The 22,737-nt window shown below is 47.2% G+C and carries 20 protein-coding genes and 1 pseudogene; 6 read left to right on the top strand and 15 right to left on the bottom strand.

Features of this window, described 5'->3' with window-relative positions:
* Position 1: 1 nt before the first annotated feature.
* Both BWK47_RS08770 and BWK47_RS08765 read right to left on the bottom strand, forming a co-directional pair.
* Entirely contained in the window at positions 2–1,048 is a 1,047-nt protein-coding gene (locus tag BWK47_RS08770) for a DUF3326 domain-containing protein (RefSeq protein ID WP_162328350.1), read from the bottom strand.
* A gap of 172 nt (positions 1,049–1,220) precedes the next feature.
* The gene (locus BWK47_RS08765; RefSeq protein ID WP_162328349.1) at positions 1,221–1,409 is read right to left on the bottom strand and encodes a hypothetical protein; all 189 of its coding nucleotides are present in this window, start codon (positions 1,407–1,409) and stop codon (positions 1,221–1,223) included.
* Between the two features lie 124 nt (positions 1,410–1,533).
* Here BWK47_RS08765 and BWK47_RS08760 point away from each other — a divergent pair, with 124 nt between their 5' ends.
* Positions 1,534–2,829, top strand: a complete 1,296-nt coding sequence (locus BWK47_RS08760; protein ID WP_237269570.1) for a serine hydrolase domain-containing protein — start codon at positions 1,534–1,536, stop codon at positions 2,827–2,829.
* 17 nt (positions 2,830–2,846) lie between these two features.
* On the opposite strand, the gene hik34 is transcribed toward BWK47_RS08760, so the two are convergent.
* Entirely contained in the window at positions 2,847–4,241 is a 1,395-nt protein-coding gene (gene hik34, locus BWK47_RS08755) for a two-component system sensor histidine kinase Hik34 (protein WP_162328348.1), read from the bottom strand.
* 783 nt (positions 4,242–5,024) lie between these two features.
* Here hik34 and BWK47_RS08750 point away from each other — a divergent pair.
* Both BWK47_RS08750 and BWK47_RS08745 read left to right on the top strand, forming a co-directional pair.
* Positions 5,025–5,741 (top strand): Crp/Fnr family transcriptional regulator, encoded by a 717-nt coding sequence (locus tag BWK47_RS08750; protein ID WP_162328347.1) that lies wholly within the window; start codon positions 5,025–5,027, stop codon positions 5,739–5,741.
* 320 nt (positions 5,742–6,061) lie between these two features.
* A complete protein-coding gene (locus tag BWK47_RS08745; RefSeq protein WP_162328346.1) occupies positions 6,062–7,588 on the top strand; it encodes a diguanylate cyclase domain-containing protein in 1,527 nt (508 codons plus the stop codon).
* A gap of 103 nt (positions 7,589–7,691) precedes the next feature.
* Here BWK47_RS08745 and BWK47_RS08740 read toward each other — a convergent pair.
* From BWK47_RS08740 to ndhC, 4 genes and pseudogenes are all read right to left on the bottom strand, one after another.
* Positions 7,692–8,538, bottom strand: a pseudogene (locus BWK47_RS08740) (IS630 family transposase).
* A 366-nt stretch (positions 8,539–8,904) separates the two neighbouring features.
* Positions 8,905–9,444, bottom strand: a complete 540-nt coding sequence (locus BWK47_RS08735; RefSeq protein ID WP_162328345.1) for an NAD(P)H-quinone oxidoreductase subunit J — start codon at positions 9,442–9,444, stop codon at positions 8,905–8,907.
* Complete coding sequence (gene ndhK / locus BWK47_RS08730) at positions 9,437–10,183, bottom strand: photosynthetic/respiratory NAD(P)H-quinone oxidoreductase subunit K (protein ID WP_162328344.1); 747 nt, start codon at positions 10,181–10,183, stop codon at positions 9,437–9,439. Before ndhK ends, BWK47_RS08735 begins: the two co-directional genes overlap by 8 nt.
* A gap of 71 nt (positions 10,184–10,254) precedes the next feature.
* A complete protein-coding gene (gene ndhC / locus BWK47_RS08725; RefSeq protein WP_162329652.1) occupies positions 10,255–10,617 on the bottom strand; it encodes a photosynthetic/respiratory NAD(P)H-quinone oxidoreductase subunit C in 363 nt (120 codons plus the stop codon).
* 282 nt (positions 10,618–10,899) lie between these two features.
* Here ndhC and thrC point away from each other — a divergent pair, with 282 nt between their 5' ends.
* The gene (gene thrC / locus BWK47_RS08720) at positions 10,900–12,048 is read left to right on the top strand and encodes a threonine synthase (RefSeq protein ID WP_010872904.1); all 1,149 of its coding nucleotides are present in this window, start codon (positions 10,900–10,902) and stop codon (positions 12,046–12,048) included.
* 49 nt (positions 12,049–12,097) lie between these two features.
* Here thrC and tilS read toward each other — a convergent pair whose 3' ends face one another.
* Positions 12,098–13,090 carry a tRNA lysidine(34) synthetase TilS gene (tilS, locus tag BWK47_RS08715; protein WP_162328343.1) on the bottom strand — a complete coding sequence of 331 codons (993 nt, stop codon included), beginning with the start codon at positions 13,088–13,090 and terminating at the stop codon, positions 12,098–12,100.
* Between the two features lie 66 nt (positions 13,091–13,156).
* On the opposite strand from tilS, the gene BWK47_RS08710 reads away from it, so the two are divergent.
* Positions 13,157–13,891: an FkbM family methyltransferase gene (locus BWK47_RS08710; protein ID WP_162328342.1), complete on the top strand. Its 735-nt coding sequence runs from the start codon at positions 13,157–13,159 to the stop codon at positions 13,889–13,891.
* A 17-nt stretch (positions 13,892–13,908) separates the two neighbouring features.
* Positions 13,909–14,733, top strand: a complete 825-nt coding sequence (locus tag BWK47_RS08705) for an FkbM family methyltransferase (RefSeq protein ID WP_162328341.1) — start codon at positions 13,909–13,911, stop codon at positions 14,731–14,733.
* Positions 14,734–14,766: 33 nt separating this feature from the next.
* On the opposite strand, the gene BWK47_RS08700 is transcribed toward BWK47_RS08705, so the two are convergent.
* From BWK47_RS08700 to BWK47_RS08665, 7 genes are all read right to left on the bottom strand, one after another.
* Positions 14,767–17,235 carry a type IV pilus secretin PilQ gene (locus tag BWK47_RS08700; RefSeq protein ID WP_336234764.1) on the bottom strand — a complete coding sequence of 823 codons (2,469 nt, stop codon included), beginning with the start codon at positions 17,233–17,235 and terminating at the stop codon, positions 14,767–14,769.
* An 80-nt stretch (positions 17,236–17,315) separates the two neighbouring features.
* Complete coding sequence (locus BWK47_RS08690) at positions 17,316–18,143, bottom strand: pilus assembly protein (protein ID WP_162328340.1); 828 nt, start codon at positions 18,141–18,143, stop codon at positions 17,316–17,318.
* A 39-nt stretch (positions 18,144–18,182) separates the two neighbouring features.
* Entirely contained in the window at positions 18,183–19,037 is an 855-nt protein-coding gene (locus tag BWK47_RS08685) for a PilN domain-containing protein (protein ID WP_162328339.1), read from the bottom strand.
* Between the two features lie 81 nt (positions 19,038–19,118).
* Positions 19,119–20,222, bottom strand: coding sequence for a type IV pilus biogenesis protein PilM (gene pilM, locus BWK47_RS08680; protein WP_010872897.1), 1,104 nt, complete (start codon positions 20,220–20,222; stop codon positions 19,119–19,121).
* A 185-nt stretch (positions 20,223–20,407) separates the two neighbouring features.
* Positions 20,408–20,848 carry a hypothetical protein gene (locus tag BWK47_RS08675; RefSeq protein WP_010872896.1) on the bottom strand — a complete coding sequence of 147 codons (441 nt, stop codon included), beginning with the start codon at positions 20,846–20,848 and terminating at the stop codon, positions 20,408–20,410.
* A gap of 29 nt (positions 20,849–20,877) precedes the next feature.
* Entirely contained in the window at positions 20,878–21,642 is a 765-nt protein-coding gene (locus BWK47_RS08670; RefSeq protein WP_162328338.1) for an iron uptake porin, read from the bottom strand.
* A gap of 251 nt (positions 21,643–21,893) precedes the next feature.
* Positions 21,894–22,634, bottom strand: a complete 741-nt coding sequence (locus tag BWK47_RS08665; protein WP_162328337.1) for a WecB/TagA/CpsF family glycosyltransferase — start codon at positions 22,632–22,634, stop codon at positions 21,894–21,896.
* Positions 22,635–22,737: the final 103 nt, after the last annotated feature.

The following is a 22,737-nucleotide window of genomic DNA, read 5'->3' as shown; positions in this document are numbered from 1 at the left end:
TTCAGGGTAGGCGGTGAAGAAGGGGAAAATCCGGTTGGAAACAATCAAGGTTAATGCCTGCACGGTCTGCACAAAGCACTCCGATCGCCTCTAAATAAGAGTTTACCCTAACCACAGAAATGCCTAGGTCTTCGCCATAGACTTCTAGCTGGGTAGAGTTATTTTCCACTGCAATGATGCGGGCAGAAGTTTGGCTAAAACTCATCAGGGCGGAACCACCGCAGGCGCTGGCGGGGACAACCACAGCATTCACATCCCGACTCCAGAGGGTTTGGCCCTGGGCATTGGGAAATCTTTGGTAATGGGGGGCCCGACTCAGTCCCATCAATACGCAGGGTAAAAAAGTGTAGCCCAATTCCTCCGCCGCTGACCGGGGGGAAATGCCTGGGTCTAAGGGTAAAAGACTCAACGCTGGCGCATGGGCACAGGGCACTTGAAATTGCCGCACAATTAAATGGGAAATGACCGCTTCAGCTCCGGCCAAGGGATCTACGCCATGGCCATGGCGATAATCAGCTAGCACTTGAGTGCCCACGTCATCGGGAAAGCGAGCAATGACGGCGATCGCCTGGGCTTTGGTCTGGGTCAATAACTTATCCGCCGCCCGCAATAAACTTTCTGGGTTAGCAATGGTGCCCCAACTGGTACCAGAATCCGAGAGGCGTAATTCCACCCCCAGGGGTTCATCGGTGACAACGTAATCCGTCAGGGTTAAACCCAGGGTAGCCCTGGCCCCGTCCGCCACCTGTAAATGTCGCCAGCGTAAATCTTCCTCAATGCCCTGGTCCAAAATCAACCCAATGGCGTTGTTACCCACAGGAGTTAAACCCCAATCCCCCTGGGCAAAGCGGTCTAGGGCATAACCTTCCACATAAAGGGCGTTGGGTATGGGGTAATAAAGCTGGGCCCCGTTTAACACATTGGGATGGGTAATCAGGCGATCACAAACTTGGGCCATGGCCCTGGCGATCGGTAGAGCATCCCCAGCGTAACCACCAAGGGCCGCCCCCACCCCCGTGGGAATAATTAAAGTGACGTTATAACTCAAAGTGGCCGTAAAAGACTGGAACTAGTAAAACTTAGAACGTGTTTGGAAAGTTTTATCCCGCCCCCTAACTCGACCCACTAAAACTCCGGCAATACTGGGGAACTTTCACTCAATTTCTTACCAAATTTGGGGGGCCAGGGGGGCTTTTAAAACAGGTTCTTAACCTTTTCTTCTAGACTTCCTGCACCGCCGTCACCGTCACCACCGCTTCCACCTGGGCTTTTTGTTGCTCTTTATCCACCGCTGTCACCGCCCATCGCAGGGGATCACCCCGTTTGGCCAACTCCTCTTCGATTTCCCGTTGTAGTTCTAGGGGATTTTCCTGGAGGTCAATTTCAGCAGTGATGAAATGGGTAGTCATGGTTGATTTGGGCAATGTATGGGGGCTAGACAAAGGATACTCTGACTGGATCTTAGCAAAACCCCAGGAATTTTCCGCTAAAATTCAAAACTGACCACAAAGCTAACCTGGGCGAAACAAAGGCTTGCAAAAGGTTTTAACTGGCACTACTGCCCTGCTCATTTGGAGTTTACTGGTGGGGGCAGTGTTATGGGGGGAAAGTATTTGGTTTTCCCATCCTCCCCTACGCCCTGGCGATCGGGCTTCCCTTAACCAATATTTAATCGATCGCCTTGATGAAGGGGAAGGCAAGGAATTGGGCAGTGCGGCCCTAACTCTGATCCAGAACGGCAAAGTGGAGACCGTGCACACGGTGGGAGTGGAGAATGTTGATTCCGGTTCCCCCGTTGACCCAGAAAATACCCTCTACCAAATGGCTTCTGTGAGTAAACTGGTTACGGCCTGGGGGGTAATGAAATTGGTGGAAATGGGACAGATTAATTTAGATGATCCAGTTTTATCCCATCTTCGCCGTTGGCAATTTCCTGCTGATAGTCCTTACCGAGGAGAGGTAACCATTGCCCAACTGTTGAGCCATACCGGGGGACAGAACGATCATTTAGGCTATGGGGGATTTTTGCCGGGGCAACCGTTGCAAACCCTGGAACAGTCTTTGACCCTAACGAAAGATGTGGCCTTTGGGGAACCAAGGGGGGTGGAGGCAGTTTATCCACCGGGAAAAGAGTTTAGCTACTCCGGGGGCGGTTATACCGTTTTGCAACTGTTAGTGGAGGAGGTGACGGGACAATCCTTTGCTGAATTTATGCAGGAGCAAATTCTGCACCCGTTGGGTATGACCGGGGCGAATTTTGATTGGCCAACCATTGTTGACCAGGGAAGAGCTAATAATTTGACCACTAGTTTTACCGAAGATTTACAGCCCAGCCCTCCCCGCCATTTCACTGCCACCGGGGCCGCTTCCCTCTACGCCACTTTGGCTGACATGGTTAAATTCGCCCAGGCCCATCTCCAACCTAACTCGGTTTTGAAAGCTGACACTTTGCAAAGGATGGCAACGGCCCAACCGGGCACCGATGGCACCTGGGGTTTAGGTATGATGCTGTACCAAACCACCACCAGTGGGGGAGCTGTGATCGGTCATGACGGGGGTAATATGCCAGCTCTGAACCACACTTTGCGAGTTAATCCAGAAACGGGCAATGGCATTGTGTTGCTGCTATCGGGGAATCGTAGTCTGGCTAGTTATCTAGGGGATGATTGGGTTTATTGGGAAACTGGCAAGCTAACGGCGGCGGCCAGGGAAAGATTTTGGCAATCCCGCCTTGTACCGGCATTGATAGCCATTGGAGCCGGGGCGATCGCCATTGGCCTTTTGACCTTTATTACCCCAGGCTTACTGCGGCAAATTTTAGGCCATTGAAACTCTCGGTTGAGCCCCTAGACCATGGTGAACTGCCTATCGTAGTTGGCCACAGGCACAGTTCTTTGTTCGCATTTAAGGTAAATGGTTAGTATCTCCTCCGATGGCGATCGCCGTCTGACGATTAACTTACCTCCCAGGAGTTGGAAGAGATTTTTGGTCACATCCCAATTTAAACTCAGGCAACCGGTTTGGGGCTGGAACATCAGCAATTCTCCCAGGGCCCTGACGGGATTGGCTTGGTGCACTGACTGGGTATGGAACTGCACTTTTAACTGGTCACCGGCAGTGGTGATTTGTAAATTGATTTCTCCGCCGCCGTTGAAATTCCGCACAAATTTTTCAATCATGCCCCCCAGCACCTGGTCTAACAAACTGGGGTTACTCCACACCTGGGGCAAAGAATGGGGAATCTGGGCTTGTAAATTGACGTTATAGCGCTGGGCCTGTTTTTGCCAACGGGGAATGCCAGCTTGGAACACCGCTTCTAATGATGTCACCGTCAGGGGCACCACCAATTCCGGCAGAGGGGTTGATTCCAATTCCGTAGCCCGGAAAATCAGGTCCATGCGGCTGATTTGATCGCTACACTCCCGGTCAATGGATTCAATCCGTTTGAGCACTTCCGGGGAAAGGTCTTTGCGACGCAATAACAACTTGGTCAGGGTGCGAATGCTAGTCAGGGGAGTCCGCACCTCATGGGTTAAGGCTTGGAGCAGTTCCACATCCGGGGATGGTTCCGCCGATTCCTGTTCCTGGGATGGGGGAAGATTATAGGGATTGGGCTGATAGTCCAACATCAATTGCCCAAAGTAAGTCACCAAACGGAAATCAGGCTGGGGAAAATTAAAAGCCGCTATGGTTTTTTGCAAGAGGGACAGATCAGGACTTAGGCCGTACTTGAGACGGGCCTGGAGGCTAAACCAAGCTTGCTGCAAAATTTCTGGGTCAAAACTCCAGTAGAACTGGGCCAAACCCTGCTCATTTTTGCCCAACAGCAATAGCAGACCAAATTGGGGGGTCATCAGCCAGCAAAATTGCTCTTCGGCCAAGGGATCCTGGGGAAACAGGGGAATTTCCCGCATGGGGGGGACAGCACTCCATTCGGACTCCTCGCCAGCTAAACACGGCCAAGGGGAAAATTCTTCCCAGGGGGTGGCAATGCCTTGGTAAAAATTTCGCACCAGCACCGCATCTTTGAGTACTGGGGCAGGGCCTGTCAAACAAATTCCCGGTAATTCTCCCCCTACATTGGGCAAAGTTTGTCTTAAAAATGGTTCCAAAGCGGCGATCGCCCCAAACCACTGTTGCTGTGCTCTGGGATGGGCCCACTGGGGAGCCCGCCCTCGGTCATATCCTCCCCAACCGGAAGACACAAACAAATCACTCAACTTTAGGCAAACTTCATTCACAGGAACCAAATTTTAGAATGGAAAAGTTAACAACATTAACGGTGGGCGATGATGCTCTGAAGGGGACTGAGAAATAACAAACCCTTCGCCACTGCAATTTAACAGAATTTGACAGACTGATTGAGTCTTGCTATGGCCTCTCTCCCTGATGGTAAGCCGATTTCCCTTTCGCCCTTAGGCGTAAAACCGAACAAAATCCGACGGATGAACGAAAAAACGCAAAGATAATGATGACAAATTTGCACTGTTTACTATTTTCGAGTCTTGACTGGGGAAAAATGACATTAGTCCTTGGATCACTGATGCAATACAAAGATGCCGCAAAAATACAATACGAAGATTCTGTAATTGTTGGAGAAAGTTTGACCAGTTCAGAGCGAAGCCAGAGCCATAGACAATCAAGGGCTTTCAGCTAGTCCGACTAAGGTATTTATGAATTACGGTGCAAAAAAAAACGAGCTCGAGACTACATTGATTTAACTTTGACTATGACCGGGAACTTTTCCATGAATAAATCCCCCTAAAGCCCTATTTCGTACAGATAACAATGTAGTTCTAAAGATAAACTCCCATATTTAGGCTGTCCATCGTCCAATTTGTGCATAACCCTTACCCCGTGCAGAGAGTTGTTTATCTTGCGGAGTCAATTTTTCCAGATTTTGGGAGAGAAGAAGCTATAAAAATTTTGATTTAAATAAATTTAAGGAGTTTTGATCTGAAACTTTTATGATTGTTAGTGAATTAAATAGATTAAAACGAAATTTTTAATTAATTACCTTGCCGATGACCAATAATCCCCCTATAAAATCAAATCAGTTATTAGGACTCCTCTCTGTCGAAGCTTATAAACGTTTAGCTCCCCATCTCACAAAAGTTGTCTACAAAACCGGCACAATACTGTACGAGCCCAATCAGGTAATGGAATTTGCTTATTTTCCCAATACAGCGATGATTTCCGTTGTCTCAATTATGGAAGATGGCTCCACCACAGAAATTGGTTTAATTGGCAATGAAGGTATGGTGGGATTGCCTATTATCCTGGGGGGAAGACAAACCACAAGTCAGGTCATTGTTCAAGTACCGGGGGAGGCATGGAAACTAAATGCCCATACACTATTACAGGAGTTTGACCAGTCCCCTGAACTGCGGAGAATTTTGTTGCTCTATACCCAAGCAAGACTTACCCAGGTTTCCCAGAGTGCCGCCTGTAATCGTCAGCATAAAATTGAAGAACGTCTAGCCCGTTGGTTAATGTCTGTCCATGACTGTCTTCAAGTAGACGAAATACCCCTTACCCAAGAATTTGTCGCTAATATGCTCGGAGTCCGGCGATCGGGAGTAACCATTGCAGCGAACTCTCTCCAACAGTCCGGCATGATCACCTATCGTCGGGGAAAAATAACTTTGTTGGACTACGATGCCCTTAAACAAACTAGTTGTGAATGTTACCAATTAGTGCAAAATGAATACATTCGGTTACTTGGTTTCCGTCGTGGCTAGACTAAAGATAAGAACATAATCGTACGGACAGAAAGCAATATTTTTCCTAGGTTAGATATAAGATCAGAGGTGGGGAGTGATAGGCAAAAAACTTTCGCCTTTTTGCCTATAAACACATATTTACTGAATGAGGGGTTCTGGATCAGATCTGGATTAGATTCTGGACTAAGTGTTTTCAAAAACTGCCCAGAAGTCTTGCGACGACGGTGAGCCTTAAAGCATCTCGGAGCATTAAACTCGAATATAATTACTGATTTTCTTGGGGTGTTTCACCATTTGACCAGATAACTGTTGCCGGTTGAATAATTTGGTGCAATACAATGTCCTCCTACCTTGTAAACGAAACTCTAGCGGTAGTGGAAGAGGAAATTGATCCGTTTTTGATGGACTTTCCCCCTGACCACCCCTATGTCATGGCCCTGTCATTGCCCTGTTTTCGCCAACAACTCAAGGCTAAGATTTTGAGTGCAATTCCTAATCGTCATAAAGTTAGGACGGATGAAGGCCTGGAATTTACCGCTATCCATTACTCCACTGGCTTAACTGAGGAAAAATTAGTTATTGAGGAAAGAATTCTGCGCGCAATGCCAGACATGATTGATGGATTAAGCTGTCGTATTCATCAAGAGTATTCAGGGGAAATTATCGACCAGAATACCCCAACAAATTCCCCGTCCCAGGATGGAGATTGGTGGGTGAGAGTACGCACAATTATTCCCTGTGTAACCTATTACTTTGGCCCTTTTACCGAGCGAGAAGAAGCCGCGAGTGCTTGCCCTGGTTATATTGAGGATTTGAGAGCGGAACAGGCCATTGGTATTTTTGCTAATATTAAACAGGGTTGCCCTTCCAACTTAACTGTGGTTGGTTCACCAACGGATCTGAAACAGGACGAGCAACAATTGTGGAAAATTTATCAGAAAACCTATCGTCAGAAGTCATTCCTCGAAAATTCCTACCATAAACTATTAGAATTGTTACCTGGAAATTACTTGATTGTTGATTGCGATGGAAAGATTCAAGATGCGAATCAAAAAGCCTGTCGCTTGCTTAACACCGATAGAAAATCCCTAATGGGCAGACCTTTTGTTTACTATACGCCTCAACAACAAATTTCATCACTCCAAAGCCATCTGGAAAATATGGTTAAAGATCAGAGTGAATGGCAGATGCCCTATTGTTGGTCAATGCAACTCCAATGTTTGAGCAGTACTTGTATCAATGTGGATATTCAAGCAACTCAAAAAAGAGATGACGATGGTGAAATTAATGGTTTCTATTGGTTATTGAACGACATAACGTCCCTTGCCCCCATTAACGACCATTTTTATTATCAATCTCACCATGATCCCCTGGCCTATTTACCTAACCGCCGTTCCCTAGCTCTTTTCTTAGAAAAGTTACACCGGAATCTCCATGCTGAAAATAACTATGGCGATCGAGTATTTGCAATGTTGATGTTGGATTTGAATAAATTTAAGAACATTAATGATCAGTTTGGCTATTTGTTTGGTAACAAAGTGCTACAACGGGTAGCAGAAATCCTATTGGAATTCGTGCGGGAAGGTGACCAGGTTGCTCGACTGAGTGGAGATGAATTTTTAGTTGTGTTGCAATCAACTCAATCAGGGGATGATGCGAAAAGATGTGCGGATCGCATTCATCAATTATTCTCCCGCCCGTTGACTGTGCAGGGAATTCAACTGCTTATCAGCACCAGTATTGGTGTTGTGATTAGCAATTGCGAGCAGTTTAACTATGATCGTTTAATCGATTATGCCGACACTGCCGTGTATGAAGCCAAACGGAACGGGGATCTATTTGTTGTGGTTTTTGATGATGCCTAACCCTCAGTCAATGGCAAATCCCATCTGTTACCAATAAAAAATTTATCTTTGAAAAAATAACAAGGGTAGGAGATGTGTAACTGATCAAGATAATTATGAGACATTAAGATATGCAGTAATCTTGAATGACTTTATCTATGCTAGTACCAGGAGGTGCCTGCATTCTCGCTCTTTTTAATGCACTAAAGTCATGTTCTATATCATTCAAATCTGGGGAATAATTTGGCAAAAATAACACCATGTGTCCTGCGGATTCCACTATTTCTCTAATTTTATTTTTTCGATGAATGGGGCGTTATCCATAATCAAGATTGATGTAATTGTTAATGCTGGTATTAAAAAGAATTCAAGCCATCCTTCAAAACCCGTTGCATTTAAGCTTCCGCTGAATAACATCGGCACTATTAAGTCTTTTTGCGTTTTTCTTCTTCCTGCTACAAGATTTTCTTTTTTCCCTCTTTTCTCCTGCTTTTCTCCATATACTCTTTCTCCCTTTTTAGACCATCCATAAAGTGAGGATACAAATTCCTCAAAACCAGCTTCGTCTATAAATACTCGACTTTCAGTATCGTACATTAAAACTAATTGGCTCAAGATTTTCTGATATTCTGCTCGCTTTTGGGCACCTCTCTCTTGATAAAGTAACTGTTTTTCTTCTTAGTAACTTTCATTTTTTTGAATTGATAACAGAGTGAAGCAGGAGTTACACCAAATTTTTTAGCTCTTTCTTTTAAAAGCATATCAGGATTATTTTTCACATCCTCTTCCAATTCTTTTCTGTTTATCTTACGCTGGCGGGTCTCAACTTTCGTTGCCCCAAGCTCTTCTCTGCCCAACCAGCGATAAATTGTTGCTCTGCCCACCCTAAATGTTTTCGAAGCCTTTGTGATTCCACCACCACTCTCGATGAAATCTATAACCTTAAGACGTAAATCAAGATCGTAAGCCATGACTGATTTAGTTGTTTATGGATTCTTGTGTTATTCTTCCAATATGTTACCACAAAACCCAGGCAAGACGCCTCATAATTAATTAAATTAGCTATAAATTAGCAGCTAATTTCCATAAGTCGCTCTGAAGTATTGGCCTCCATTGCCAATAATCCCAAGACAAGCTCCCGAAAAGCAACTACGACATAAGGCTTGCCTCCCTTAGCGTTCTTGCCACCATCAAAGCCTTTTTTTCTGTTGTGTTAACCGATTGAAAATCAGTCAACACAAAAATATTCCCCCAAAGTTTTCAGTCCATTGGCAACAGTGGGGGAAGGGGGAGTTAAAACTAATTTTGATGTTTAATTTTGCCGTGGGCGACCGGGACTAATAGGCATCCTGGAGTTCGTAAAAATCGGGGGAAATATAATCCTTACGCAGGGGCCAGCCTACCCAATCCTCCGGCATCAAAATCCGCTTCAAATTGGGATGACCTTCATAGACAATGCCAAACATGTCGTAGCATTCCCGCTCTTGCCAGTCTGCCGCTTTCCAAATCCAGTACACAGAGGGCACCACCGGATTTTCCCTGGGCAAAAATACTTTTAGTCTGACCTCTTCCGGGTTACGGGTATCCTCGGTCAACTTCACCAGATGGTAAAAACTCACTAAGGATTTACCAGGCCCTTCATCGTAGGCTCCCTGGCATTGTAAATAGTTGAACCCATAGGCATATAAAGCCGTACAGAGGGGCAGAAGCAAATCCGCTTCCACTTGCACCATTTCCACCCCCAGGTGATCCGCCGTTAAGCTCTGGTGCTCAAAGCCATTGGTGGTCAGCCAGGTGGATACAGGGCCCACAGGGGCGATCGCCGTCTCCTCTTGGGGATTAACAGCTTTATTGGGGGAGTTCACTTCCTCAGCCACGGTTTAATTGCTCCTTTTGTTGAGAGGTGGTCAAAGCGGGAGGTACGGGCATTCCCATGGCCTCCTGCAACTCCCGGGGGGGAGCGGAACGGGTACCCTGTTGTAAATACTTGCCGTCCAAAATCGGCGCCACCACTTTCATTTGGTGGGAAGTACTGTAGTAGCGATGGGTTTGCTGGGTAAGGGCCCGTTCTTGGATAGATTCATTGGCCACCTTTTTGCGCAGTTTAATAATGGCATCAAAAATGGCTTCGGGGCGGGGAGGGCAACCGGGAATATACACATCCACCGGAATCAATTTATCTACCCCCCGTACTGCTGTGGTGGAATCACTGCTAAACATACCACCGGTGATGGTGCAGGCCCCCATGGCAATGACATATTTAGGTTCTGGCATTTCTTCATAGAGACGCACCAAAGCAGGGGCCATTTTCATCGTGATGGTTCCGGCGGTGATAATTAAATCTGCTTGCCGGGGGCTAGAGCGGGGAACCAAACCAAAACGGTCAAAATCGAAGCGCGAACCGATGAGAGCGGCAAATTCGATGAAGCAACAGGCAGTGCCATACAACAACGGCCAGAGGCTAGAAAGTTTGGCCCAATTGTAGAGGTCATCCACCGTGGTCAAAATGACATTTTCTGAAAGATCTTGGGTGACCTGGCTACGGCTAGCGGGATTAAGAATTTTGGCTGTGGCGACCTGTTCCAGGTCAGTGGGGTTAGCAGGGTTGGGACTCATGGGAAATAGGAGAAGACAATAGGGGGGGCAGGTAAGGCAAAGACAATGGATTGGTGGCCATTACTAAACTTCTAGGACCACTCCAGAGCCCCTTTGCGCCAAGCGTAGACCAGGGCAACCACCAAAATGGCAATGAAGATCAATGCTTCTACAAAGGCTAACAGGCCCAATTGATTAAAGGCAACGGCCCAGGGATAAAGAAACACCGTCTCCACATCAAAGACCACAAACACCAGCGCGAACATGTAGTAGCGGATGTTGAACTGAATCCAAGCTCCGCCAATGGGCTCCATACCGGATTCGTAGGTAGTTTGCCGTTCTGGGCCACCATCCCTAGGACGGAGGAGTTTGGATGCAGTCAGGGCCAACACTGGCACCAGGGAGCATGTAAAGAGAAAGCCAAGAAAATATTCGTAACCGGTTAAAACAAACACAGGGCCAATGGTCTCCTCACGGCTAATGGTGGTCAGGGGGGGTCCAGCGGTTTTGCACCACAAGGGATTACACCTGGGTCAAGCTTACCGGACTTGTGGGCGATCGCCTGGGGGCATTCTGCCAATTTTTCTGATTATAGGACTCCAACCAGGACAGACCAAGGCCTGAACTATATGTTTAACCTATGCTTATTAATCGTTTGGGCAATAATCCAATTCTGAAGCGATTCACATTTCGGTGCCCGCTCTTTTGTAGAATGGAACCTCGGGCCATTGCCCCCCATGATTTCTTGTCATTCTTTCACCATGACCCCATCCGCCCCAAATTCGACAGTGTTGCCCAGTGCTACCCCCGTCTGTCCCCAGAGTTCGGCCTGTCGTTGGCGTGGATTGATTGAAACCTATCGGCCTTATTTGCCAGTGTCCGATCAAACTCCGGTGGTGACCCTACTGGAGGGCAATACTCCCCTCATTCCCGCTCCGGCGATCGCCAAACGGATTGGCAAGGACGTAAGGGTTTTTGTTAAATATGACGGCCTAAACCCCACCGGTAGTTTCAAGGACCGGGGCATGACCATGGCCATTTCCAAAGCCAAGGAAGCAGGGGCCAAAGCGGTAATTTGTGCCAGCACAGGTAATACTTCAGCGGCGGCGGCGGCCTACGCTCGGCGGGCCGGTTTGCGGGCTTTTGTGATCATTCCCGATGGTTATGTCGCTTTGGGAAAATTAGGCCAAGCTTTAATTTACGGGGCGGAAGTGATTGCCATTGATGGTAACTTTGACGATGCTCTAACCACGGTGCGGCAGTTATCGGAACATTACCCCGTCACCTTGGTAAATTCCGTTAATCCCTACCGTTTGGAAGGACAAAAGACCGCCGCGTTTGAAATTGTTGATGTCCTCGGCCAGGCCCCCGATTGGCTCTGTATCCCCGTGGGCAATGCGGGCAATATCACCGCTTACTGGATGGGTTTTTGTCAGTATAAAGAATTGGGCAAAGGCGATCGTCTACCGAGGATGATGGGTTTCCAAGCCGCTGGTTCCGCTCCTTTCATCCAAGGACAACCCATTAGCCACCCCGAAACCCTAGCCACTGCCATTCGCATTGGTAATCCTGCCAACTGGGATAAGGCCTGGGCCGCCTCTAGAGAAAGTAATGGGGAATTTCATCCCGTAACCGATGCCGAAATTTTGGAAGCCTATCGCATTCTAGCCGCCGAAGAAGGGGTTTTCTGTGAGCCGGCCAGTGCCGCTTCCGTAGCTGGTTTATTGAAGCAAAAAGATCAAGTTCCCGCCGGAGCCACTGTGGTTTGTGTGCTGACCGGCAACGGCTTGAAAGATCCAGATTGTGCTGTGCAAAATAGCGGCAATCAAGTGAAAGCGGGTTTAAAACCAGATTTGGAAATTGTTGCTAAAGCGATGGGTTTTTAGCCTAAATTTCAACCCATTTATCCATAGTTTAGCTAGGGAGAAATGATTGCTATTCACCCTGGTAAACGTATCGCAGAAAGTCCCCTTCCACCCTAACTATTCCTTGACCTGGTAGGGAAGAAGTTTGGGAACGATTAGGGGCATTAATCAACCTTACTATTTGTTCAATTTCCTCAAAATTGGGAGATTGGCTTTGACAGCATTGTAGAAATTGGCGGATGATACGCCGTTGTAAGGCCAGGGGTTTTTGACTGAGTAAACGACGGTTTAAACTTTTTTGATCCATTTGACTTAGGGTTGGATAAATTTCTCCACTAACTTGCTCTAAATAGGCCACTTCTGCTGTTAACAATTCCACCGTTTGAGCTAAACTTTTTTCTACCTGGGGATTGAAATGTTTCTTTAAGTAGGGAATCAATTCTCCTCGAATGCGGTTACGGCGATAGGCTAATTTTTCATTGAGCACGTCCTCCCACACAGGCAATTGTTGTTGCTGGCAAAAATCCCCTGTTTCTTGACGACTAATTTCCAAGAGGGGACGGATTAGCCTAATCGGGCTTTTGTCTGAGCCGGACTCTTCCAAATTCCTCACCCAATTCATCGCTTGTAAGCCGTCACTGCCACTACCCCGCACGAGGTTAAATAACAAAGTTTCTGCCCGATCGCTCTGGGTATGGCCAGTCATAACTACCGGAAAATTTTCTGCTTTGGCGATCGCCGTGAGGGCCTGGTAACGCCAATGGCGGGCCGCCGCTTCCGTTTGGGGTAAATCTTGGGCATCCCGTTGGAAATAGGGTAGTTTGTAACCTTGGGTTATACGGTGTACGTGGTCGGCAATGCCTGCATCGGTGGGCCAACGGTGGTCACAGTGGGCTACGGCCAAATGCCACTGCCATTGTTTGCTTAAATCATTGAGTAGATGCAGTAAACAGAGGGAGTCTTGTCCTCCGGATACAGCCACTAAAATTCGAGTTCCTTGCAACTCGGGGAAGCGCCGTTGCAAATTTTGATGGAGCTTACTGTGCAGTAATGTCCAAGCCATTTATATTATTTTTGTCCACTAAATTTTCAATTTTTCCCACGGGAAACATCAAGATTTAATAATCCCATGGCCCAGGCTCTGTTGAATAACGCTTTTATCCGCCGTTGCAGTGACAATTTTTTTAACTTTGTTGGCAACTTACTCACCCCTAGTTGGGATGGCAGACTTCTGGGAATTAGACAATTAAATATTCAAACCATTATTGATATTGGCGCTAATAAGGGACAATTTGCCCAAAAAATGCGCCGCTATTTCCCCGAAGCAAAAATTTTTGCCTTTGAGCCTCTGCCTCTGCCCTATCAACAACTCCGACAATGGGGCGATCGCCAACAAAACCGTGTTCGTACTTTCAATTTGGCCCTCGGCGATCGGGTGGATGAGTTGGAAATTAACAGCCATGTGCTTTTTACCGCTTCTTCATCCCTCTTACCAACGACGAAACTTTGCGAAAGCTTGTATCCCATGGTGCGGGAACAGGAAAAAATTATCGTTCACCAGTCAACCCTTGACCGGGAAATGGAACAATTTGCAGGAAAACTACTGCCCGAATTACTGGTAAAAATCGACGTACAGGGTTACGAAGACCGGGTGATTCGGGGCGGACAAAAAATACTAGGGCAAGCGAAGGCTTGTATTTTGGAAATTTCCTTAGATGGACTCTATGAGGGACAATGCCAATTCCGGGATATTTTTCCCCTATTGGACAATCTCGGACTGCGCTATGCTGGCAATCTGGATCAAGTGGTCGCCGCCGATGGCCATGTGCGCTATCTCAATGCTCTTTTCTTACGTCCCGATTAATATTTTTTTACCTTTCTATGCGTGTTGAACCCTGTTGCCAAGCTCTCCTAGCCCAGCTTTTACCGGAAGTTGATCCCCAGCGCCAGGGAGTTTGCATTGATGTGGGAGTGGGTACTTTTGCCTTTTATTGCCAAATTTTTGCTGAGTTGAATTTTAAGAGTTTGGCGATCGAGCCGTTACCAGTGAAGGCTTTAAAAAAATTAGCAGAAAGACCTAATTTGACTTTGCTTCCTGTGTGTTTATCGGATCAGAACGGAGAACAAACCCTATATATAGGCAAATTTGCTGGCATTTTCAATAGTAATTTCAGTTCCCTTTCTCCCCAATGGTTTGGAGCTTCTAGTCAAGCTAAAAAAGTAAAAACTCTAACTCTCCAAAGTTTAATTGACCAAGAAAAAATTGACAAAATCACCTGTCTAAAACTAGATATTGAAGGTTGGGAATGGGCTGTAATTAAACAGCTAGAAAATATAGAATCCCATTTACTGCCTGCGGTGGTAATGTTTGAGTATGGCGGCGGCGTCAACCGAGGACAAAACCAAAAGGGTTGGGCTCCAGAATTCTTTGAAAATACATTAAATATTCTTAAATCATTAAAAATTCTTGGTTACAGCTCCGGAATTTTATTGGATTTTGCCCCGGATTGCCAAGAAATAACATTTGATTTAAGCCAATTGCAAACATCTGAGTTAGATAAACTTTTTCCCCCCGAAAGTGTTTACGGTAACATTATCTTGTTCAGAGATTATCGACCAAAAGCAAACCAGCTATCCCAGATTTGTGAACCCTATTATCGAGTTAACATTCTGGAACGGCTGGTCAACACTTTAGTCTCCCGTTGATATATATCCGCCCAACCCCCTTGTGTAGGGGTATTACGGCTGAGCCTGAACCGGAAATCCTTTCTGACGCAGGAATTCGGCCGTCGCCGCATCGGGATTATAGCGGAAACCAAACTGAGCCTCAGTACTATCTGGAATAATTTTGGGTGTCAGAAGAATAACTACCTCTGAGCGGTCAGTTTCATCCGTAGATGAACGAAATAATGCCCCAATTACAGGCAAGTCGCCCAGAATTGGAAATTTACTTGTGGTAGAACGCTGTATCTCCGAAATAATGCCGGACAGAATAAATGTTTGATCGTCCCTCAGCCGAACAACACCAGAAGTCAGTTCCCTTTTGTTTATTAGTGTTATTTCGTTGACGGCACCGGCACCACTATCAAATCGTTCTGTGCCAGCAGGAGATGCAACGATTGGATTAACTCGCAGAGTAATAAAGCCATTATCATCGATACGATCAACGATAACATTTAGTGTTAGACCAACATCTTCCAGGACTGGCGTAATAGTTCTGACTGCTGTATCTCCCTGGGTATCAACTTGCGTATCAACACTAGCGATAACAGATTCTGTCAACTTAACTTGAGCTGCCTCACCTTCCTGAACAATCAGAGTTGGATCGGTGAGAATTTTGGCGTTACCACTACGTATCTGAGCGTCAATTTGTGCCTGGAATTTTTTCGGGTACTGATAGAAAGATGGCAGACCAAACTCGGGATAGGTAACTGTCAAAACTCCATCCTGATCAACTTCTGCTATTGGAAAATCAGTAACCCCAGTAAATAGTGGATTATTTGAAATAGCTCCCGATCCTGATGTGAAGAAATTCAGGGGAATTGTTCCTGTACCAAGGGGAGTTTCAATATTAGTTAGTCTGCTAAGATCGAAGAAAACATCTTCACCCGGACCATTAAAAAATGGATTAGCAATTGCAGGTGGGTTAGTGATTCGCCCCAAACCGGTGTTAATATCAATTTCCTGAACCGGAGCCGTATCACCAAAGCGCATTATCCCCCTGCCACTGTCTTGAACAAAGTAGCTATCCCCTATGCCAAAGGAAAAACTGCTATCGTAATCCTGGATGTTATTCAGATTGATATCAATAATTTTGACGTTAACTGCGACTTGACGACGCCGAGCATCCATTTGAGTAATCATGGAACTGGCCAATTCCACATTACGAGGTTCGCCTACTAAAGTTACCGTGTTCAATCGGGGATCGGTGCTGACCACTAATCCTTCAAGAATTAGCACTGAAGAATCGTTGGCAGGTTTTTGAACGGTTAAGGGAACTAGGGTAGGGGGCTGCTTAATTACCCTTGGTGGAGCATTTTCTGCCAATTGAACATCTTCCTGACCTTCAAATAAGATGTTAACTTCCGCACCTTGGGAAGCTAGAGTGCTGGCGACTGATTCCGCACTGGCTTGGTTCAACCGGATGGTACGAGTAATAATATTTCGGGCAGAAGGAAGTAAACTGGCTCCGGCAAAAATCGTATTACCACGACGACTTGCTTTTAAGCCCGATGCCATCAAGACATAGTTGAAGATATCCTGTACGCTCTCGTTCTGAATATCTAGGGTAATAGTTGAACTTTTAAGCCCTAGGAATACAGATTCATCTTTAAGCTCATTTTTGATTTCATCTTTAAGCTCATCCTTAAATTCCCTTTGAGTTGTGCCAGGGGGAATACTAGTTTGTCTTGTTCTTGAATCTGTATTACTTCCTGTGGTGGTTGACGTACGTGTAGTCGTTCTTGTATCGGGCTCTGGATCTACAAAAATTAGGTTCATGCCGGCATAACGAGTCAACACTGCCAAAACTTCCCTGGCTGGGGCTTCCCGTAGTACTAAGCTTGGTACGTTGACCTGACCCCTTTGGCCAAGATCAATCATGTCGAAGGAAGCATTGATGTTGGAAATGGCCAAATCTCCCACTGGCGGGGGGACTGCACGGGAACGAACGGGGGCCACAGGCACAGCAGGGGAGAGAATACTAGGATTACCTACCCTAGCTCCTCCCTGGGGCACACCACCCTGTTGCTGAATAATAATTTCCGGGTTGGGAAACATGACTTGCCCACTGCCCGCTGGGGGGGGAGGCATAGGGCGGCTGGGAGGAGCCATTTGAGCAACACTGGTCTGGTTCGGTTCTGGAAAGTTTAATGCCAGTGGATCGGATAGGGCTTCCAACTCCTGCACTAGCAACTCAATATTCGTCAACTTTTGCTCTGGTTTGACAAGGGATTTAGCCTGCGCCAACTCCAATGATGGTGTCCAAGAATCAATCTCTTCTTTTTGCTTGAGGGACTGCTCCAAACTTTTTTCAAACTTTAGCCAATCTCGACTTGAGTCACTGGCGATCGCCGTCCGCAAATCTCCATCCAAAGTATTTGACTGGGAAACCGTTTCTGCTTGGGCAGGCGCTAGGGCCAACAAGCAACAGGTCGCTATTTCCGTTGTTAACCAAAACCGAAAATTTTTCACAGAATTGCTCCTCACACACCAATTAAAATCAATTATTGAATAATTATTCAAAAATCGTAAGACCGTTAGCGATAATCTACCAGCAAAATTACCCTTTAGGGGGCCGGGGCCGCTTGTCCTTCCGCTGGAGGTTGTCCCTCAGCCGGTGGTTGACCCTCCTGTCCAGGCGGCGGCGGGGGAGGAGTCAGGGCGGCAATCTCCTCAGGGGTTAATGGCATAAACACCTCCAACGTTAAATCCGTAGTTAGGATATCTGGCGCATCAGTTTGCACTTGTACAGTGTCACCATCCCTAACCACATTGACTGGAAATTCTGGATTAACCAAGCTAGTCCGCAAATTTTTCATCAAAATTAACGGTTGCAGCCGTTCAATATCCCGAATTAATGCCAGGGTTTCACTAAAACCGCCCGTCATGGAAATGGTATAAGTTTGTCGTTTAAGCTGATTTTTTGCGTTTGCCCCCAGACTATCATCGGAGATTACCACCGGATCTCCCTGGGGCAAAAAGCTGACTAACTTCACGTTTCTATTTACGAATAGAGTATTGAAGTTGTAGAGGATTGTGTTCAAATCCTCGCTATTGGCGTAGAGTTCCAACACTGTCGCTTTACGCTGTTGGGCTTCCTGTAACTGCACCTCCGCATTGGCTAGCCGACGCATCAACACTTCCGGGGACTGCTGATCCACTTGAGCTTGTTTAGCTTCTTCGTCCTGTTTTAGTTGTTGATATTCTCCCAAAGCCGGCATGACAAAATTGAGCAGAACATAGCCCATGGCCAGCAAGCCAAGAATACCCAAACTAATGCCACTTACCTGGGGAGTGAAGGTTATCCCAAATGCAGTTGGATAATTTCCCCCCGCATCAAACTCCTCATCAATAATTGTTGTCGTTGATGAATACTCTTCGCTGTAGCTAGTCATGGCACTCCTCTAAAAACAAAGTTCGGTGGCAAGGGATCATCAGTTATTAGCTGGTGGGGTTTCTGCTCCAGGAGCTCCCTCCGCCGGTGGTTCCAAAATAGGCGCAACCTCCGGTATTCCCGCAGGTCGATCCAAGACGCTCTTCAGTTCCAGAAACTTAAATCGAGCCACTAAACCGGCTGCCCCATTGGCGATCAATGCCGTTATCAATTCCTTATCGGGGGTATTGGTAATTTCCGTTTGGATGGTATAACTCACTCCCGCTGGAATGACAACAGCAGAAGCAGCTTGATCTGCACTTGGCTCCTCTGTGCCCCCGGTTTCTGCCGTTGCCCCTTCCCCCGTAATAGGTAGGGCTGCCGCATTGGCTGTCATCAGTTTAGTCTTATTAGCCTGTAAAAACTTCGAGCTTTGCAAAGTCAGCAGAAAATCATTGAGGGAGCCATAGTTGCCAGCAAAACCGGAAATAGTGATTACATTTCCTTCCTGCTGGATACTTTGGAGTTGCACTTCCTGGGGCAACTGATTAGTTATCTCCTGAAACAGGGCTGACCAAGGTTTAATTTGATTAAAAACGCCAATCAATCCATCTGCTTCTTGGTGAGCGGCCGCCGTTTTTGCCTCCACTTCCTGGATTTTCTGCTGTTCTCCCTGTAATTGGGTCAACTCCGTTTCTAACCGTTGGATATTGGTCTGGGCAACACCCTTTTGCCAATTGATCAGCAATACCCCTAACCCAGCCAGAGCAGGTAAGATCACCATTATTCCCGCCCCAATATAAAGCGGCATTTGCTTCTGTAGATCGTCCCCCGTTAGGGTGATAGTGGTAGTTTGGGTCGACCGAACAACGTCAGAGTTACGATCCTTGAGAAAATTTACATCTAGGCTATACATGGGATGGTTTCAGTGGAGTATGGCATCGGACAAGGAGAGGAGTGAAGCAATGGGTGTGGGCAAGGTGAACAAACCAAGCCGCTAGGCTTCCCGGATACCTAAACCCAAAACCGTGGCCAAACTGGGTCGCTCTATGTCAGAAAAATTCTGATCCGTGTCGATCGCCAGAGCTTCAAAGGGATCAATTTTGACGGTGGGAATACTCAAACGTTGGGTGAAATACTCATCCAACTGAATCAGGCCACCACCAGGGCCGGCCAAGAGTAACTGCACTAGTTCCAATTCCTCACTCTGGTTGAGGTAGAAGTTAATGGACCGTCGCAACTCGTCGGTTAGTTCCCCCATCACACGCATCAGAGCATTCATCCCAGGATTGACCGCTGTGCCTTGGGTGCTCATGGTGTCAAACTGGGTGACGGGAATGGTCATGCCCTGCAAAATTTCTGGATTGCGGGAAGGGGGCAAATTCATTGCCCGGGAAAGGGCATTTTGCATTTGGTAGGTACCAATGGGCACTGTGCGGGAAAACTGGGGTACTCCATCCACAATGATGGCAATTTCCGTGCTATCGAACTCAATATCAACCAGCACCGCCGCTTCCCGGGAACCAAACTGCCGCAACTGTTCCCGAATGGTTCTAATCAACGCAAAACTATTAATTTCTAGCACGTCCACCTGGAGCCCTGCCTGTTGAAAAGTGTCCAGATAGGAATCGGTTACCTCCCGCCGGGTAGCCACTAACAACACTTGCACTTTCTCAATGCCATCCTCATCTTCAAACAAGCCCAGCTTTTGGTAATCCAAATCCACTTCTTCCCTGGGATAGGGTAGATACAGAGCAGCTTCGTGATTTAGCACCATGTCGCGCAACTCATTTTCGTCCAACTCTGCCGGCACCGGCAGCATACGGATGATCGCTTCCCGCATGGGTACCGCTGTTGCCACCTGCTTGGTGTTAATGCCATTCTCGCTCAGCAGTTCCTGAATAATTTCCGCTAGGGCCGGAGAATCAACGATCTTTCCTTCCTCGAAAATTCCCTCCGGAATGGATGCGTGTCCAAATTTCCTTAGTTTATAACTCTGACCCTGGGAAGTAAGTTGGGCGACGTTAACCCTTTCTGGGGTAATTTCTAGCCCTACCCCGGAGGATTTACGGCCAAATAAGCTGGTAAAACGGCTAAACATGGGGGTTGCAGTAATCGCTGGCGATAAGAAGACAAAATTATTTAGGGAGTAAGGGTGGGAGGGAGAGAATATCTATCAGTCAATGGTAGGGTTCTGGCGCACACTGTCAACAATAAGCAACAAAGTGTTAACTAAGCTTCAACTGAAACCTTACTGTAATCCAGTCGGAGGGCAATCAACAAAGCTTACAGTGCCTGGCCACGGATTTTAGCGGAAAAACCCGAGGCTTTAAACTGCTCCAACTGCAAAGGTAGAGGTTGCTGGGCGGGCACACTGATGCGTACCTCAAAATCGCTTTTTCCAGGAGGAATTTCGGCAATGTTACCCAAGCGAGTCCGGTTTTGCATGGCTGGTTCGTGGTTAGCATCGTAAATGCGTCCAAAAACATCGGCATCATACACTGTTTTCCCCGTCCGATTGTTGGCAATGCCGGTTACCAAAAAACAGTTAGCCGGGCTGCTCGAACCACTGCCCACATTGCCTTCCGCTAAGTCTGCTGGACAGGGTTTATAGTCAATTTCTGTCAGGGGCACCTCCGTTAGAGCCCAGGCGGGCATGGCGATCGCCAGGGACAGACAGGTTACTGCCAGAAAAAGAAGGAAAGACCGCAGAGCAGTTAAAAACATAGATTCAAAAGGAAACGAGCGTTAGGGCCTTAAAAACCTGGGGCAGTGGGGGGCAGAGTGGGATTGCCAAAACGGGTGTAACGAGACCAATCTTCCAACAGGGATTGGTTGAAAGGATCAGGTAAATCCCTGGTATGGATGACGGTCCCCCTGGTTTGTTGCTCCAAAGCATCTTGGTAAACGGCTTCCACCACAGCGGCATCTTCGGCAATCATGTTGTCAAAGTAGGAACCGGGCCAACTACGCCAACCAAAAATTTTGTTAGCTTGGCCAGAAATACTGGTGAGGTCGTAAAAACGCCCCGTGGCATTGTAGGAAGCTCGGGTGAAAACATTCTCCAGAATATCTCCAGCGGCGACGGAAGTTTCTTTCTCTTCCATAAACTGTCCCAATTGTTGCCGAGAGGCCAACATCCTGGCCTCCAACTGGGTGAGGCAGGCACTCAAACCTGCGGCAAATTCGTTCCGGGTTAAGGCCCGATCGCCCCGGAAAGTGCGGTCAGGATAACCGACGATGCAACCGTAGTTATCAACTAAATTTCGTAATGCTTCGTAGGCCCAACTGTTGGGGGACACATCTCGGAACTGGTTAATGCTGGTGACTTGCCCCAATAGCTCCGTGTAGGCTTGGTAACTCTGGTCATAGTTGGCTTGGGCGGTTTCTTTGTCCGGGACCGGGGCAGGCATACCAGGGACAAGAGTGACGGGGTTGGCGATCGCCGGAGGAGTCATCCCCCCTAGTAGCAATCCCCCCAGGGCCGCTAACAAACAAGATTTCATCGATGGGTTAATCATTACAGAACACTCCTCAACCAAAATGACCAACGGACTGGAAAATAAGCCGCAAAAGTTAATAAAATTTAATATGTCGTCAGCGTAACCGGAGGTGTGGGCGATCGCCTGCCAATCAACACCAATTTAGACGGCGATACCTAATAAATGTAACCCAATTTCCCCCAGCCGTAACCTTTATCCACAATTTCCGCCGATTATTAACCCCTGGAACATTTCCACTGCATAAAGGGCCAATTTTGTTTGAAGAATTATCAACGGCTCACCAGAGTACGGAAGAAAAATTTGGGCAGGGCCAACATCCGCCGCCAACGCCAAGGTTCTTGGTATAGCCGATAAAGCCACTCCAGGTTGTAGCGACAGAAAAATTCCGGTGCCCTCTCTTTCGTGCCGGACCACACGTCAAAACTGCCCCCCACCCCAATCCAAATGCCCTGGGGACAAAGATGACGATGGTCCCTAATCCAATACTCCTGTCGGGGAACTCCCAAACCGACCAAAATTAGGCAGGGCCGTTCCCGAACCAAAGTTTGTTGCCAAGCCTCCTGCTCCGATTCGGTTAAAAAACCATGGTTAGCCAAAACTTTTAATCCTGGATATTCCCGCTGCCAACGCTGGGCTGCTAGTTCAGTGATACCCGGTGCTCCTCCATAAAAGGCAATGGGCTGATTATCCTTACCTTCGCCAATGTGACGCACCATGGCCTCCGCTAGTTCAATGCCAGGGCAACGGCTTTGCTCGATGCCTTCCAATTTTAGGTAAATGGTTACCCCTGCCCCATCGGGAATGACCAATTCTGCCCCTTGGATCACTTCTTGCACCGCTGGTTCCTTCTCGGCCAGGATTACCATTTCCGAGTTGAGGGTGACCACGTGGACTCCCTGACCCCTTTGCAGACAATTTTCTAGCCAATGACCATAGTTATCAGAAAGGTGCACCTTCACCCCAAAAACCGAGGCTGTTGGCAAGCTTGGCTCAGCAAAGTTGGTGACCATAGGGAAAATAAATTGAAATGAAGAAGTGCCTTAACCATTTCCCTCCGCATTGTCCAGAGGGATGGGACTCAGTCTAGTAGTCTCCCAGAATTGCCGGAGTTTG

It is taken from the genome of Synechocystis sp. CACIAM 05 (assembly GCF_010222815.1).
In the GTDB taxonomy this organism is placed as follows: domain Bacteria; phylum Cyanobacteriota; class Cyanobacteriia; order Cyanobacteriales; family Microcystaceae; genus Synechocystis.
Note: the sequence above shows the minus strand (reverse complement) of the source record. Positions and strands in the feature narration are given on the sequence as shown.